This is a genomic window from Sutcliffiella cohnii (genome assembly GCF_002250055.1).
GTDB lineage: Bacteria > Bacillota > Bacilli > Bacillales > Bacillaceae_I > Sutcliffiella > Sutcliffiella cohnii.
Genome location: NZ_CP018866.1, coordinates 4,013,541 through 4,029,399, shown reverse-complemented (window position 1 = coordinate 4,029,399; position 15,859 = coordinate 4,013,541). Strand labels below are relative to the sequence as shown.

General features: G+C 36.6%; 12 protein-coding genes. All 12 read left to right on the top strand.

What is annotated here, in order from left to right; genetic code table 11:
• The first annotated feature begins 31 nt into the window (after positions 1–31).
• Entirely contained in the window at positions 32–544 is a 513-nt protein-coding gene (locus tag BC6307_RS20265; protein WP_066415473.1) for a sigma-70 family RNA polymerase sigma factor, read from the top strand.
• A 237-nt stretch (positions 545–781) separates the two neighbouring features.
• Positions 782–2,059, top strand: coding sequence for an extracellular solute-binding protein (locus tag BC6307_RS20260; RefSeq protein ID WP_066415476.1), 1,278 nt, complete (start codon positions 782–784; stop codon positions 2,057–2,059).
• A gap of 72 nt (positions 2,060–2,131) precedes the next feature.
• A complete protein-coding gene (locus BC6307_RS20255) occupies positions 2,132–3,091 on the top strand; it encodes a carbohydrate ABC transporter permease (RefSeq protein WP_066415477.1) in 960 nt (319 codons plus the stop codon).
• 18 nt (positions 3,092–3,109) lie between these two features.
• Positions 3,110–3,943 carry a carbohydrate ABC transporter permease gene (locus tag BC6307_RS20250; RefSeq protein WP_066415479.1) on the top strand — a complete coding sequence of 278 codons (834 nt, stop codon included), beginning with the start codon at positions 3,110–3,112 and terminating at the stop codon, positions 3,941–3,943.
• Positions 3,940–5,727 (top strand): glycoside hydrolase family 66 protein, encoded by a 1,788-nt coding sequence (locus BC6307_RS20245; RefSeq protein WP_066415481.1) that lies wholly within the window; start codon positions 3,940–3,942, stop codon positions 5,725–5,727. The genes BC6307_RS20250 and BC6307_RS20245 overlap by 4 nt, the downstream gene beginning before the upstream one ends.
• Positions 5,728–5,801: 74 nt before the next feature.
• Positions 5,802–7,592, top strand: a complete 1,791-nt coding sequence (locus BC6307_RS20240) for a sensor histidine kinase (protein WP_084380391.1) — start codon at positions 5,802–5,804, stop codon at positions 7,590–7,592.
• Positions 7,585–9,111 (top strand): response regulator, encoded by a 1,527-nt coding sequence (locus tag BC6307_RS20235; RefSeq protein ID WP_066415486.1) that lies wholly within the window; start codon positions 7,585–7,587, stop codon positions 9,109–9,111. Before BC6307_RS20240 ends, BC6307_RS20235 begins: the two co-directional genes overlap by 8 nt.
• A 15-nt stretch (positions 9,112–9,126) precedes the next feature.
• Positions 9,127–10,401 (top strand): extracellular solute-binding protein, encoded by a 1,275-nt coding sequence (locus BC6307_RS20230; protein ID WP_066415488.1) that lies wholly within the window; start codon positions 9,127–9,129, stop codon positions 10,399–10,401.
• Between the two features lie 5 nt (positions 10,402–10,406).
• Positions 10,407–12,080 (top strand): glycoside hydrolase family 13 protein, encoded by a 1,674-nt coding sequence (locus BC6307_RS20225; RefSeq protein ID WP_066415520.1) that lies wholly within the window; start codon positions 10,407–10,409, stop codon positions 12,078–12,080.
• Between the two features lie 104 nt (positions 12,081–12,184).
• Positions 12,185–13,240, top strand: a complete 1,056-nt coding sequence (locus tag BC6307_RS20220; RefSeq protein ID WP_066415490.1) for a Gfo/Idh/MocA family protein — start codon at positions 12,185–12,187, stop codon at positions 13,238–13,240.
• Positions 13,241–13,244: 4 nt separating this feature from the next.
• The gene (locus tag BC6307_RS20215) at positions 13,245–14,336 is read left to right on the top strand and encodes a Gfo/Idh/MocA family protein (RefSeq protein WP_066415492.1); all 1,092 of its coding nucleotides are present in this window, start codon (positions 13,245–13,247) and stop codon (positions 14,334–14,336) included.
• A 295-nt stretch (positions 14,337–14,631) separates the two neighbouring features.
• Positions 14,632–15,783, top strand: a complete 1,152-nt coding sequence (gene wecB, locus BC6307_RS20210; protein ID WP_066415494.1) for a non-hydrolyzing UDP-N-acetylglucosamine 2-epimerase — start codon at positions 14,632–14,634, stop codon at positions 15,781–15,783.
• The last annotated feature ends 76 nt before the right edge of the window (positions 15,784–15,859 follow it).

Sequence of the window (15,859 nt, the reverse complement as noted above, 5' to 3'; positions counted from 1 at the left end):
AGAAGGTGCACTTTCTAAAAGGAAAGTCAAAGTGGATATTCGTCATGCAAATTTTACTGATGTGCTAGAGCGATACAGACCAATGATTTATAAAATTATTAATACACTCCATATTTATCGGGATCACAGCTACTATTTTCACGAAGGAGTTGTTGCTCTCTGGACGGCATATAAACAATTTAATGAAGAGAAAGGTTCTTTTCCAGCTTACGCTTATACAACAATTCGAGGTTCATTGTTGAACGTATTAAAGGCCGAACGGCATTTTGATGATCATCATGCACCTTGGGATAAAGAATATGAGGAGTTCATTCCTGATAATTCCGTCTCACTTGACGAACAGATTAATCATTTAGAGCCTTACGTGGTATGTCTAACAAATAATCAAAAAATATGGGTAGTAGAACATATATTTTACGGAAAAGGAATAAAAGAAATTGCTAGAGAACATAGAACAACCGAAGCAGCGGTAAAGTCGTGGCGGAGGGGGGCGATTAAAAAAATAAGGGAGGAGATTCTGAAATACAAAAAAATGAACGAATAAATTTATTAAGTGATAAATAATCCCTCTATTAATCAATGTTTCAATTTATAGCATCCTAACAAAATGGTGTTTTATTTCTCTATCGAAAACGAGAATATAGAACACCATTTTCCTTTTTATTATAGTTCGCCTTCGTTTTATCAAATATAAGACACCATTCCCTTAATGTAAGCGATTTCAATAAAGCGCTTCATTTTAGATAATAAATGTGTAAGAAACAATAGGAGGTTTGAAAAGATGAAATTATTTAAATCATTAATAGCTATATTATCTGTTTCTGCACTTCTTTTCGTAAGTGCGTGCAGTGGTTCTAGTGACTCTAGTTCTACTGATAAAAGTTCTGGAAAGAAAACAGTAATCGAGTATTGGCACACTTATAGTGACCAAGAAGAAGTAGTATTAACAGATAAAATAAAGCCGATGTTTGAAGAAGCACATCCTGACATCGAACTTAAATTAACTCGTATGCCATACGAAGGATTAAAGCAACAAGTTATTGCTGGTGTATCTGGTAATGCTGCACCTGATTTAATGCGTATGGATATTGTTTGGACTTCTGAGTTTGCTCAAATTGGTGCACTTCAAGATTTAAGTGGTTATGAAGGATTTGAGAATGTAAAAAATAGTGTGTTTGAAGCACCGATGGCAACAAACTTCTATGATGGAAAATATTACGGTTTACCAGTAAATACAAACACAAAAATTGCAATCTATAACAAACAATTATTAGAAAAAGCTGGTTTATCAGAAGCTCCAGAAACAATGGATGAGCTTGTAAAAGCAGCTGAAGCAGCAAAAACTGTAGGTTCTAAAGGTGGAATTGGTGTAGGTGGATCATTCGCATGGGGCTTCCTTCCTTACTTCTGGAGCTTAGGCGGAACATTAACAAACGACGATTTCACACAATTTGATGGATACATTAACAGCCCTGAAAGTATTGCAGCAGTTGAAACAATGGCAGGCTGGCATAATGATGGATTAACAGCTCCTTCCATCCTTGGTGGAGAGCCAGGGACGTGGGATGGAATGCAAAATCACGAATATTTAATGATTGACGATGGTCCTTGGTTCTTTAGTATTTTAATGAACGAAGAAGGAAATAAATTTGATGCATTAAATGATACAGTTCGTGGATTAATTCCAGCTGGTGATGGTGGAAGCCGTTCTGTAATCGGTGGAGAAAACTTAGTTATTTTCGCAAACTCTAAACATCCAGAAGAAGCTTGGACGTTTGCAAAATGGATGTTAACAGAAGAACCACAAAAATTAATGGCTGAAACAGGATTAATTCCTACAAATATCGATGCGGCGAATGACCCGGCGTTCTTAGAAAACCCATTCATTCAAGAGTACGTAACACAGCTTGAAACTGCCTTACCTCGTACGCCTATCCCACAATGGTCAGAGATTGAAGCAGTTATTAACTTAAACTTTGAAAAAGTAATTCGTGGTGAAATGGACGCTAAAGCTGCAATGGATGATGCAGCAAGACAAGCAGAAGCTTTACTTAAATAAAAAACGAGAGTACTTCACTGGAAAATTTCCAGTGAAGTATCTTTATTCTTAATTTGTTAGGAGGGGAGCCCAATGGAAAGTGGAGTAAATACGAATAAAAATGATGCCGTCGTTATTCCGAAAAAAAGCTTTGCCGAACGCTTTAAAATTGGCGTTAAACAGTGGATCGAAGTCTTTCCATTTATCTTTTTAGGGCTTGTTGGTGCGGGTGTATTCGTAATCTACCCATTGATGAAAGGTATCATCATGAGTTTCCAAGATTACAATATTATGCCTGGAGCAGAAAGTCCTTTTGTTGGGTTAGAAAACTATAAAAAAGCATTTTCCGATCCTGCATTTCGCTATGCAGTACGTAATACATTTTTGAACACAGTTGTAACAGTTCCAATTAACTGGTTTTTAGGGCTTTTCTTTGCTGTATTAATAAATCTTCAGTTTATTAAGTACAAAATTACGTTCCGTACATTGTACTACTTACCAATTATCACTTCTTGGATTGTTGTAGCATTCCTTTTCCGCTATTTATTTGCTGACGGAGAAAACGGTTTAGTGAACTTTGTTCTATTAAATTTGGGCTTTATTGATTCTCCGATTGGTTGGTTACAAAATCAGTGGACAGCAATGGTAGTAATTTGGTTATTCCACATTTGGAAAACAGTTGGTTGGACCGTTGTTATATATTTAGCGGCACTTCAAGGTATCCCGAAAAGTTTATATGAAGCGGCAGCAATTGACGGAGCGAATGGGGTTAAATCATTTATGTATGTAACGATTCCAATGCTAGGGCCGATTACCGCATTTGTCATCATTAACTTAATTATGGGTGCATTTAACATTTTCCCACAAGTGTATTTCATTACAAATGGTGGTCCAATGGGCCAAACGGAAGTTTTGCAAAGTATGATTTACAAACAGGCGTTTAACAACTTTAACTTCGGTTATTCATCTGCTTTAGGGGTAATGATGGGTCTGACGATCTTCCTCATTACGTATACACAGCAGAAAAAACTAGGTAGACAAAAATTCATGTAGGAAAAGGAGGGAAATTCGATGAAAACAAACTTTTTGCCAAAGCTTTTTGTATACACCATTTTAATCATCGGAGTTTTAGTGTTTGTTACTCCGTTTGTATATATGTTAATGACAACATTCGTGAAAAACGCATATTCTCTCCCTAGACCACATGAGGTATTTACAGCGATACCTAGTCTAGAAAACTATGAAATTGTTTGGACGAAAAATAGTTTCTTCCGTTATTTTTTAAACAGTTTATTAGTAGCAACGGTAGCAACAGTTGGTAGTGTGTTTCTAGGAGCGTTAACCGCTTATTCATTCGTTCGATTCACATTCCCTGGAAAAGAATTCGTATTCCGAGTGTTTCTATTTACGATGATGATTCCGCTAGTATTAGCAATCGTACCTCAGTTTACTGTTATTCAATCACTTGGTCTAGTAAACACGTATTGGGGATTATGGTTAATTTACATCGGTGGAGGAGTAGTTGGGTCTACATTCTTCTTACGTGGATTCTTTGAAACAGTACCGAAAGAATTGGAAGAATCGATTGTTATGGATGGTGGAGGAAACTGGACTATCTTTAGAAGAATTTATTTACCTTTATCGAAGCCTGCACTAGGTACAATGGCGATTTTTGCTTTCTCTGGAACGTGGGACGAGTATTTCGTAGCATTAACAATTATTAAAGATGAGGCGATGAGAACATTGCCAATCGCGTTAATGATGTTCCAAGGAAAATACGCAAGTAACTGGGCGTGGATCTTTGCGGCTTCGATTATCGCAATCTTACCTGTAATTATTATTTATATCGTATTCCAAAAACGCTTTGTACAAAGTGGGGATACAGAAGGAGGCGTAAAAGGATGAGGAAGAAATTCGCTAGCCTTTTTATTGCTACTTTACTTATTATATCCGTGATGACGGGTTGTACGAAAACTACTTCCGCCCCTTTTCAATCAGATAGTGTCAAAAAAGGGGACTATTTAATCTATGTAACAACTGATAAAGCTGCTTATGAGCCTGGGGATAAAGTTACCTTTACGTTAACATTAAATGAACAGATAGAAGAAGGGACGTTACTTGTTCGATACGTCCATTTAAATGAAGTAGTAGAAGAGGAAGAAATCACACTAACTGGTGAAGACGCTGTTACGTGGGACTGGATAGCGAAAGAGGATGACTTTAAAGGTTATATGGTAGAAGTGTATATGAAAGATAAGAAAACAATTGTCGATCATTACAACATTGCTGTTGATGTTTCCTCTGATTGGACAAAATTCCCTCGCTATGGCTATTTAGCGGATTTTTATGAATTAGCAAAGGAAGAACAACAAGGGGTTATCGATAAATTAAATCGATTCCATATAAACGGATTACAATTTTACGATTGGCAGTATAAGCATGAACGACCGTTAAAATTAGAAAACGGTAAAGTAGCGGATACGTGGTTAGATATTGCCAATCGAGAAGTTTCTAGAGAAACGGTAGAAAATTATATTGCGATGGCACTTGAAAAAAATATGAAAGCAATGAACTATAACCTTCTTTTCGGAGCTTACGAAAATTATGAAGAAGAAGGTGTGAAAAAAGAGTGGGGAATTTATCGAGATCCTCTCCTTGAAAACCAAGATAAGCACCCATTGCCTGAAAGCTGGGCGAGCGATATTTTCTTAATGAACCCAGCCAACGAAGAGTGGCAAGATTTTATTATTAATGCTGAAAAAGAAGTGTTCCAACATTTAGCGTTTGACGGTTGGCATGTCGATCAATTAGGAGATCGAGGTGCATTATGGGACGGAGAAGGGAATCGGTTAGACTTATCTACGACATATGTTCCTTTCTTGCAAAAAGCGAAGGAAGAACTACAAGTAGATTTAGTCATGAACGCTGTATCACAATATGCGGTAGGTTACATCGCGTCACAAGCTCCTGTAAGCTTCTTATATTCGGAGTTATGGGACTCACACCAAACGTTCAGTAGTTTAAAAGATGTAATCGATCAAAACTATCGCTATAGCAACAATGAGTTAAATACCGTGTTAGCGGCGTATATGAACTATGACCTATCTGACTCGATGGGCGAATTTAATACACCAGGTGTGCTACTAACAAATGCAGTTATTTTCGCCGCGGGTGGTGCCCATTTAGAGCTTGGGGAAAATATGTTATCGAAAGAATATTTCCCTCATAAAAAGCTTTCCATATCGGATGAGTTAAACAATCAGTTAATTCATTATTATGATTTCTCAGTAGCTTACCAAAATCTACTTCGCGACGGAGCAATTGAACTCTCAAAAGAAATTACTATTAGTAATGAAGATATTGATGCGTCAGAACGTGCTGAACGCGGAAAAGTTTGGAGTTATGCCAAAGAAAAAGACAACAAAGAAATTATTCAGTTCATTAATATGACAGATGCTACATCTCTTGACTGGAGAGATAATGATGGTTCGCAGGTTGAGCCTGCTGTCAAAGAGAATCTTAACGTTACGGCCGAGACAAACGGAAAAGTGGAAAAAGTCTGGATCGCTTCTCCTGATTTCTTTGCAGGATCCGCGGTTGAACTAGAGTTTAAGCAAAAAGGTGACGAAATACAGTTTACAATTCCACATTTAAAATATTGGGATATGGTTGTTATCGAATATAAATAAAACCGATATTTGCGAACGAGGAGTAGGATAGATATTATAGTAGGAAAATAAGTGTTTTGTAAAAGAGGGTTGAGATGATGTTACGAAGAATGATAAAAAACCGATTTGCAACAAAAGTAGTTTTTGCCCTTTTACTCGTTATCTTCATCTCAACTATTTTTAATAGCTACTTTTACTATCAATCTGCTTCGAACGTTGTAAAGAATAATGTTAGAGAATCATCACTGCAAATTGCAAGACAAGCAGCTGATTCTCTTTCGTTTATTTTCTCCTTAGGTAGCGATACTTCAGATTTACTCTATAGTAATGAACGACTACAGGAAATAGTCGTCGAAGATACGGCTGAAAAGTTATCGTTCTCCGAAAGAGGAAGCAATAATGAATATATGAATACGCTATTAAATTCACATGTATATTCAAGTTCATTTGTTCGAACGATTTATGTATTGAAGGAAGATGGAACTAGCTGGGGAAGTGGTACATTTTCCGCTTATAAGCTTACACAATATAATTTAGCTCAACAAGATTGGGTAAGAGAGTCAGTTGTGAAAGACGGTCAATTAGTTTGGGAAGGGCTTCAATATGATCAATTGAGTGGTGCTGGTCAAAATACAGAACTAGTTGTCACTCTTAGTAGAGTGTTGAAGAACTTTAATAACTTACAAAATATCGGATATATACAAGTCGGTTTAGACGGCAGAGTAATATTAGAGAAAATTGATCAAATAAAACTGGGTAAGACTGGACGTTTTTTTGTGGTGGATGAAAAAGGAGAGGTTATGGTGGATTCGGTTTTAGAAAACATCAACCGCCCAGTCAAAAATGATGAGCTCTTTCAATATATACAAAACAAACGTTTGATTGAATTTGAATTTACACATGAAGGAACTCCTTATTATGGTGTAAAACAACCAATGAGTAACGGATGGACAGTCATTGGTATTGTTCCTATTAAAGAAATTACAGGCGAACTAAGTAATGTTCAAATGATAACGCTCTTTTCGACAACGATCTTTACGATTGTCGCGATTATAATTGGTTTAGTTGCAGCCCATCGAGTAACAGAGCCAATTAGACTGTTAACACAGCAAATGAAGCGAGTAGGAGAAGGGAACTTTAACGTACGAACGAAAGTTGCTTCAACTGACGAAATAGGTCTCATGAGCCTGCAATTTAATCGAATGATTAATCAAGTCGAAAAACTGTTAGAGCAAGTAAAAGAAGTGGAAAGTCAAAAACAAAAAGCGGAGCTGCGTGCAATTAAGCATCGAATTAACCCACATTTCTTATTTAATACTCTTAGTACAATCCGTTGGTTAATTCAACTTAATCAAAAGGAAAAAGCAAACACAGCAATGTCTGCCTTAATAAGACTTTTAGAAGCAAATATGGGGAAAAAGGGAACCTTCGTCACGGTAAATGAAGAATTAAATATAGTAGAGAAGTTTATGGCAATCATGCAAATACGTTATGAACAGAAATTTTATTTAGAGCTAAACATTGCAGATGAAGTGGAGGATTTCCTAATTCCACAAATGCTTATTCAGCCCATAGTAGAAAATGCTATTTTCCACGGCTTTGTCCCAACAGGAAAAGACGGTACAATTCGAATTACAGGAAAGAAACTAGATGGTGGAATTGTATTAGATATCTGTGATAACGGTATTGGAGTTAAGAAAGAAGCATTAGAAAAAATTAAGGATCAATCACCGAATTCGTTTCTTGGAATTGGACTTACGCACGTGTACGATTCAGTAAACTTATATTACGGACCTGGCTCAAAAGTAGAAATTGATAGTAACGAAAACGGAACAGTTGTAAAGCTTATCCTTAAACAAAAAGGTAGAGGTGGAACATATGTTTAACGCAATGATCGTGGATGATGAACCAGTTATTCGCTTCGGTTTAAAGGCGTCAATAAATTGGGAAGAAGAGGGTCTAAAATTAATAGGTGATTTTCCGAATGGAGAAAAAGCACTTGAAGCGATGGAAAATCAGCAAGTAGACCTTTTAATTACGGATATAAAAATGCCTATTATGGACGGTTTAACATTAATGCGAGAAGCGTTAAAGCGAAATCCGAATGTAAAAGTCGTGTTAGTTAGTAGTTATAATGACTTTGAGTACGTTCGGGAAGGGTTAAAACACGGCGCTGTAGACTATGTATTAAAGCCAACTTTGGAGCCAGAGGAATTTTTACAACTCATTCAAAAATGCGTGGAATTAATGAAGAAAGAGCAAGTAATTGAAGAAAAGTTACATTTAGTAGATGAAACAGTAGCAATAAAAAACCGCTACAAATTAGAACAGCAACTAAAGCGTATTTTGATAAAGCATAATAAGTTGGAATTTTCGTATGAAGGCTTTAACAGCTTACAATCACCGATAATGGTTATATATTTGAAAATGTTTAATCTTAATAGAGTGATGGATCAAAAGGGAAAATTATATATATCATTTATGTTAGATGAGCTTCAAGAACAGTTTTATTTACAGTACGAGGAATGTATTTGTATCCATATAAATGAGACAGACTTAGTTGTCGTTATTCGTAATGATAAGGATGAGCCACAAAAGCTGAAAGGTTGGCTTCAAGCTCAAACTGATATTCCTTTTACTATCGGTTATGATATCGCTTCTAATTTCAAGGAATTACCAGAAAGTTTTCATCGAAGTGAAGAAGCGTGTAGTAGAAGGTTTTTTCATGCTGAAGAAGATGTGTTTCCATACTTGCCTCTTGAATATGGACAAGTAAAAAGATTAAAAGGAGAGCAATTAAAGCAGTTTCTTTTACCGTATGACAAACAAAAGGTAACGGAGTTTTTAACAGAACATTTTCAAAAGCGAGCGTTAGAAGAGGTAGATCCTACTGAGATGAAGGATGAGGCTTGTGACATCATCACTCATTTATTTGTAGATAAAATAGATGTAACCTTATTGCTAGAAAAATGCTCAATCTTAAAGAAAACAGAAACGATGCAAGAGCTTCATAACGCACTTTTACAACAGTTGGAAGAATGTGAAACAATCGTTGCTAATAAAGGTGATAAGTTGTATGGAGATAATGAGCTAATTGACAGTGCGCTTGAATATATTCACCGTAACTATACGGACGAGTTAACCTTGCAAAAGATAGCAGACCATATTCATATTAGTCGTAATTACTTTAGTATTTTATTTAAACGTTTTTTAAATCAAAATTTTATTGATTATGTGATTGACTTACGAATAAAAAAGGCAAAGGAGTTGCTAGAGCATTCCTCCTTGAAAGTATATGAAGTAGCAGAGCAATCTGGATTTGGAGATGTTAAGTACTTTAGCAAGCTGTTTAAAAAAACAACTGGTCTTTCTCCAGGTGATTACCGAACAGAACAACAAAAATAGTGGAGGTGAGTGAATATGGTTCGTAAAAGTATAATCTTCAGTTTTCTCTTCGTTAGCTTATTATTGTTAGGAAGTTGTCGAAACTTAAACATCATTAATAATGGCAGTACACCTATTGAAACCCCAGAGGAAAATATCGAGTTGGTTATTTGGCATACGTACAACGAAGAAGAAACGCAAGTGTTTGAAAACGTCCTTATTCCACTTTTTGAAGAAGAACACCCTACTATTTCTGTGAAACCAGTTCGGCAATCACATAATGATCAGTTAAAGTCTGCGCTTATTTCTAGAGCATCGGCGAATAAACCACCAGATGTTATTCGAATGGACATCGCGTGGATACCAACATTTGCAGAACTTAACTTAATATATCCAGTAAGTAGATTTGATGACTTTACCAAGATTCGACAGTTATTTTTTGATGTGCCATTACAGTCCAATTTTTACAAAGGAGAGTATTATGGTGTCCCATTAAATACAAATACAAAAATAGCTATATATAATCAAGAACTACTAAAGCGTGCTGGCTATGATACTCCACCAAAAAAGATGGATGATTTAATTCAAATGGTGGAGGAACACGACTATACCATTGGTATGAATGGTATTACTGGCTGGGAAAGTCTAGCCTATTTTTACGCTTTAGGTGGCGAATTGTTGGATGGAAAAAATGAAAAAGCAACAGGTTTTTTAGATAGCGAACAAAGTATCGAAGCGGTTCAGAAATTATTAAATATGTATGAGAATGGTCAACTTCCTCGAGGATTGTTAACAGGTAATCCGTCGACGTGGGAAGGTGTGGTTGATGGTAGTTATGCGCTTATTGATGAAGGACATTGGTTCTATAGTATACGTCCAACAGAAGTAGTGGAACAGTTGTATAAGCAGACAGTTTTTGCACCTTTTCCAGTGACGGAAGGAAGAGGATCTGTGCTTGGAGGAGAAAACTTAGTTATTTCAAAAGCAACAAACCATTTGGAAGCCTCTTGGTCGTTTGTAAAGTGGATGACAACTGAAACACCGCAACGATTACTGTTAGAAAAAGGATTAATTCCAACAAATAAAAATGTGGAAGTTACCGCCTATTATGAAGAATACCCATATTTACAGACATATGTGGAAAGTTTAGAGTACGCATTTTTACGACCTCCATTAGCACAATGGAGTAAAGTAGACGAAATGTATACCCAATATATGAGATTAATATTATCAAGAAGTATGACAGTCGAAGAAGGACTGCGTGAAGCAGCGGAAAAGATAGATCAAATACTAACGGGAGAGGAAGCGTGACAGATATGGAAAAGAAATGGTGGAAAGAAAGTGTCGTTTATCAAATTTATCCTCGTAGCTTTATGGATAGTAACGGTGACGGAATAGGTGATTTAAAAGGAATGACGTCTAAGCTTGATTATTTACATGAGTTAGGAGTAGACGTTATTTGGTTATCACCTGTATATGAATCTCCTAATGATGATAACGGTTACGATATTAGTGACTATCAAGCGATAATGGATGAGTTCGGAACAATGAAAGATTGGGAAGACCTACTTGCTGGGTTGCATAGTCGTGGAATGAAGCTAATGATGGACTTAGTAGTAAACCATACTTCCGATGAACATAAATGGTTTGTAGAATCGCGTAAGTCAAAAGATAATCCATACCGTGATTATTATGTATGGCGTCCTGGTAAAGAAGATGGTTTAGAGCCGAATAACTGGACATCATTCTTTAGTGGCTCAGCATGGCAAAAAGATGAAGAGACAGACGAGTATTTCTTACATTTATTCAGTAAAAAACAGCCTGATTTAAACTGGGAAAATCGAAAAGTAAGACAAGAGATTTATGACATGATGACTTGGTGGTTAGATAAAGGAATCGACGGCTTCCGGATGGATGTTATTAATCTTATTTCGAAAGTAGATGGCTTACCTAGCACACCATCAGGTAAACGCTATGACTGGGGAGGAGATTATTTCATGAATGGTCCTCGCGTTCATGAATATTTACAAGAAATGAACAGAGAAGTTCTTTCTAAATATGACATTATTACAGTTGGTGAGTGTCCAGGAGCTTCTACAGAGGATGCAGCACAGTATGCGAATAAGGAACAAACGGAATTAAATATGATATTTACGTTTGAGCATATGGATATCGATTCTGGACCTGGTGGAAAATGGGATGTAAAGCCATGGGAGTTAAAGGACTTAAAGGATGTTATGACGAAGTGGCAAAAAGGGTTAGAAGGAAAAGGCTGGAACAGTCTTTACTTAAACAATCATGACCAGCCAAGAATGGTATCTCGCTTTGGAAATGATAAAGAATACCGTGTCGAGTCTGCAAAAATGTTAGGAACTTTCCTTCATATGATGCAAGGTACTCCTTACATTTACCAAGGGGAAGAAATCGGGATGACGAACGTACGCTTCGAGGCAATTGAAGAGTACAACGACCTTGAAATTCATAACATGTATCGTGAAAAGGTTACAGAAGGTGGCGAGGACCATCAAAAGGTGATGGAGTCCATTTATGTGAAAGGTCGAGATAATGCGAGAACACCGATGCAGTGGGATGAAAGCCCGAATGGAGGATTCACAACTGGTACTCCGTGGATAAAAGTAAACCCGAATTTCGAACAAATTAATGCAAAACAAGCGTTAGCGGATTCAAATTCTATCTTCTATTATTACCAAAAACTAATTAAACTTCGTAAAGAGCATGACATTATTGTTTATGGTACTTACGACCTTGTGGCGGAAGAGCATGAAGCGATATACGCGTACACTCGTACGTTAGGTGATGAAAAGCTATTAGTTGTATGTAATTTCTATGGGGATGAGGCTGTATTTAATGGTAATTACTCTTTTGATAATGCAGAGTTGTTAATTAGTAATTATGAAGAAAATGGAAATGAAAATATAAATAATATGACGTTAAGAGCTTACGAAACGAGAGTATATTTACTGAAATAATGAATATTGTGGGACGGGGACATGCACCTCGGCCCACATTTTTATAAAAATAATCAACAATTTTTGTAAACGTTATCATAACAGATTGAAAGGGGAATTTTATTATGAGTGAAACGAAAATAGGGTTAATCGGTTTAGGTGGAATGGCGAATCATCATCTTCGTTTACTTTCAGAGCTACAAGGAGTTGTTATTTCTGCACTTTGTGATGTTAATGAGGAAGCACTACATACAATTGGGGACAAGTACGACGTGAAGGTGGAAAATAGATTTACAGACTATGAATCTCTTATTGGGAATGGAGAAGTTGATGCTGTCATATCGATTGTTCCAAATAAATATCATGCTGGGATTATTAAACTTTGTATTCAATACGGAAAGCCAATAATGACGGAAAAGCCTTTTACAGTAACGTTTGAAGAAGCAGCTGAATTAAAAAAATTGTTTGAAAAGAACCCTATTCCTTGTATGGTTGGATTTTCGTATCGCTATATTCCGTCATTCCGTTATGTGAAGCAACTATTAGAAGAGGAGAAGTTAGGAAAACTACGACACATTTCTGTGAACTATTTACAACAATGGGGGTCACCGCTATTTAATGTACCGTTTAATTGGCGCTTTAGTAAAGAAATGTCAGGGACAGGTGCTTTAGGTGATTTAGGTTCTCATATGATTGATAGTGCAAGATACTTTGTTGGTGAATTTAAGGCAGTTGCTGGGATGATGACGACATTTGTAGAGGAACGAAAAACAGAAGGCGGAATGCAACAAGTGGATGTTGATGATTTTACTAGTTTTCAAGCAACTTTCCCTAACGGTGTGATGGGGACGTTTGTCACGTCAAGAAATGCGATAGGAGCTGGTAACCAATTGGAAGTGGCTATTTATGGGGATAAAGGAACGGTGAAAGTTTGTTGTGAACAACCCGATGATGTGCAAGTGTGTATTAAATCGGAGGGTAATTTAGATGCACCGTTTGAAACGGTGAAAGTTCCTGAAGCATTTTATTTAAATCAATTACAAGATTTTATCGAATATGTTGAAGGGAAATCGTTGAAATATATACCTAACTTTGAAGATGGGTATGAGAACCAAAAGGTGATGGAAGGTGTTATTCAATCCGCGAAGACAGGTAAATTAGTTGTAATCGAGGAGGTGTAAAAGTTTGAGTAAACTAAAAATTGGTGTTGTAGGTGCAAGCTGGTTTGCTGATTTATGGTATTTGCCAGTACTTCAAATGCATCCTGACGTTACGTTATCAGCGATTTGTAGTAGAACCGGAGAAAGTGCCAAACGGTTGGCAGAGAAATACAATATAGAAAATGTGTATATCGATTATAAGGAGATGTTTGAAAAGGAGAACTTAGATGGTGTGTGTATTGTCACTCCTAACGATTCTCATAAAGATATTACATTGGCCGCTATAGAAAAGGGACTTCATGTCATTTGTGAAAAGCCGTTGGCACTTAATGCTGTAGAAGCGGAAGAGATGGAGAAAGCGGCTCGTGCTAGCTCGGTTGTCCATGCGATTAATTTCACATATCGAGAGCATCCAGGTATTCAAAAATTGTTGGAGCTTATAAAGGACGGTTTAATAGGCAATATTCACGAAGCTTTTTTTGAATATACAGGTGATTATGGATTAAATGGCCCTCCTGGATGGCGTGGTACTATCTCGACAGGTGGCATAGGAGGTGTCCTGCAAGATTTAGGTTCTCATTTAATTGATGTGGCTCAATATATACTGCAGGATGAAATTATAACTGTACACGGATCGTTATCATTTATGGAAGATGATAGGTTAGTAAATGTAAGTAAAAAGCAATCAAAGGACCAAGCGGCAGACTCTGTATCTTTTACGGCTCACTTTTCCAATCTTGTAAGAGCATCCTTTTATACAAGTTGGGTAGCACCACAAGGAAATAAGCATCAGACTATTGACATTAAGTTATATGGAAGTAAAGGAAGTATCCACTTATTAACGTGTGAGCTCGGTACATCATTACGGTACGCTATGAAGGGTGAAGAGTGGAGAGAGATTAGTCTAGAAGGAGCGACGCCACTTAAATGGGACGAAAAGCCGAGTGAGGAAAAATTCCGTCCTTGGCGAATTACTAACCGTAACGAAGTGTGGAAATGGGTAGACCATATATTAGGTAGAAAAGATAGAGAGCTTGCAACTTTCACTAGTGGTTTAAGTGTACAGCGTGTGATTGATGAGGTAATAGTTTCAGCTGAAAAAAAGATTAATGAATAAGTAATGATTCGAACTTTAGAAGGAAAATCTCATAAAATAAATGAAGTAGAGGACGGAATAATAAGCTCCGATCCTCTTTTTTCTATAGTTTCAAAGGGTATATTGCTTTTAATAGGTGTGGGAGAGGGGCGATACAAAATAACAAGAAAAGATATAAATGAAAACAAATTTCTATTATACATTCCCTACCAGTTAACAATTGCTTATGGTATAATAGTCCCAACTTTAAGATTTTTTAGAAAGTTTAGACAATAACTGATGAATCGTATACTTAAAGGATTGGGTGATGGTAGAGATGACAAACAAAAAAATAAAAGTAATGACAGTTTTTGGGACAAGGCCGGAAGCGATAAAAATGGCACCACTAATTAAAGAATTAAATAAAAACGAACAACACATTCAATCAATTGTTGCTGTCACAGGCCAACATCGTCATATGCTCGATCAAGTACTACAAATTTTTAACATTACACCAGATTATGATCTTAACATTATGAAAAGTAGACAAACGCTAGTAGATGTTACTACGAGTGCTTTACACGGGCTAGATAAAATAATTAAGCAGGTGAAGCCTAATTTAATATTAGTACATGGGGATACGACAACAACATTTGTTGCAAGTATTGCAGCATTTTATAATCAAGTAGCCGTTGGTCATGTTGAAGCGGGGCTTCGTACTTGGAACAAAATGTCCCCCTTTCCTGAAGAGATGAACAGGCAATTAACAGGTGTGATTGCTGATCTTCACTTTGCACCTACTGAGCAAGCAGCTTTAAATTTAATTTATGAAAATAAAAATGAGAAGAATATCTTTATAACCGGTAATACGGCGATTGATGCGTTAAAAACAACTGTGAATGAAGCGTATACACACGAAGTATTGGAGAAAGTAGGAAACGATCGTTTAATTCTTTTAACAGCACATCGCAGAGAAAATATAGGAGAGCCTATGCGTAATATGTTTAGAGCAATAAAGAGAATTGTTAATGAGCATAAGGATGTGCAAGTTGTATACCCAGTTCATTTAAATCCGGTAGTTAGAGAAATCGCTAATGATCTTTTAAAAGGAGATGATCGAATACATCTAATTGAGCCGCTTGACGTCCTAGATTTTCATAACATTGCAGCAAAAACAACACTAATTTTAACTGATTCAGGTGGTGTACAAGAAGAGGCTCCTTCACTCGGAGTGCCGGTTTTAGTTTTACGTGACACAACAGAGCGTCCTGAGGGAATAGAAGCAGGAACGTTAAAGCTTGCTGGTGTAGAGGAGGAAAATATCTATCAACTTACGAAACAACTATTAACGGACCCACATGAATATAATAAAATGGCATGGTCATCCAACCCTTATGGAGATGGATTTGCTTCAGAACGTATAGTAGACGCAATTCTTGAATACTTTACTATAAAAAAAGGACAACCTTTAGTAGTTTCGACAAATTAGCTCCAGAAGCAGAATGGATTCATAAAGCTAAAGTCATTCACTACGAACAATATTTCGGTTAATTAATACCTATTAA

What these genes read in the sequence shown, in the direction of transcription:
- BC6307_RS20260 (WP_066415476.1), top strand. Translation starts at nt 782, where the DNA reads ATGAAATTATTTAAATCATTAATAGCTATATTATCTGTTTCTGCACTT.
- BC6307_RS20255 (WP_066415477.1), top strand. Translation starts at nt 2,132, where the DNA reads ATGGAAAGTGGAGTAAATACGAATAAAAATGATGCCGTCGTTATTCCG.
- BC6307_RS20250 (WP_066415479.1), top strand. Translation starts at nt 3,110, where the DNA reads ATGAAAACAAACTTTTTGCCAAAGCTTTTTGTATACACCATTTTAATC.
- BC6307_RS20245 (WP_066415481.1), top strand. Translation starts at nt 3,940, where the DNA reads ATGAGGAAGAAATTCGCTAGCCTTTTTATTGCTACTTTACTTATTATA.
- BC6307_RS20240 (WP_084380391.1), top strand. Translation starts at nt 5,802, where the DNA reads ATGATGTTACGAAGAATGATAAAAAACCGATTTGCAACAAAAGTAGTT.
- BC6307_RS20235 (WP_066415486.1), top strand. Translation starts at nt 7,585, where the DNA reads ATGTTTAACGCAATGATCGTGGATGATGAACCAGTTATTCGCTTCGGT.
- BC6307_RS20230 (WP_066415488.1), top strand. Translation starts at nt 9,127, where the DNA reads ATGGTTCGTAAAAGTATAATCTTCAGTTTTCTCTTCGTTAGCTTATTA.
- BC6307_RS20225 (WP_066415520.1), top strand. Translation starts at nt 10,407, where the DNA reads ATGGAAAAGAAATGGTGGAAAGAAAGTGTCGTTTATCAAATTTATCCT.
- BC6307_RS20220 (WP_066415490.1), top strand. Translation starts at nt 12,185, where the DNA reads ATGAGTGAAACGAAAATAGGGTTAATCGGTTTAGGTGGAATGGCGAAT.
- wecB (WP_066415494.1), top strand. Translation starts at nt 14,632, where the DNA reads ATGACAAACAAAAAAATAAAAGTAATGACAGTTTTTGGGACAAGGCCG.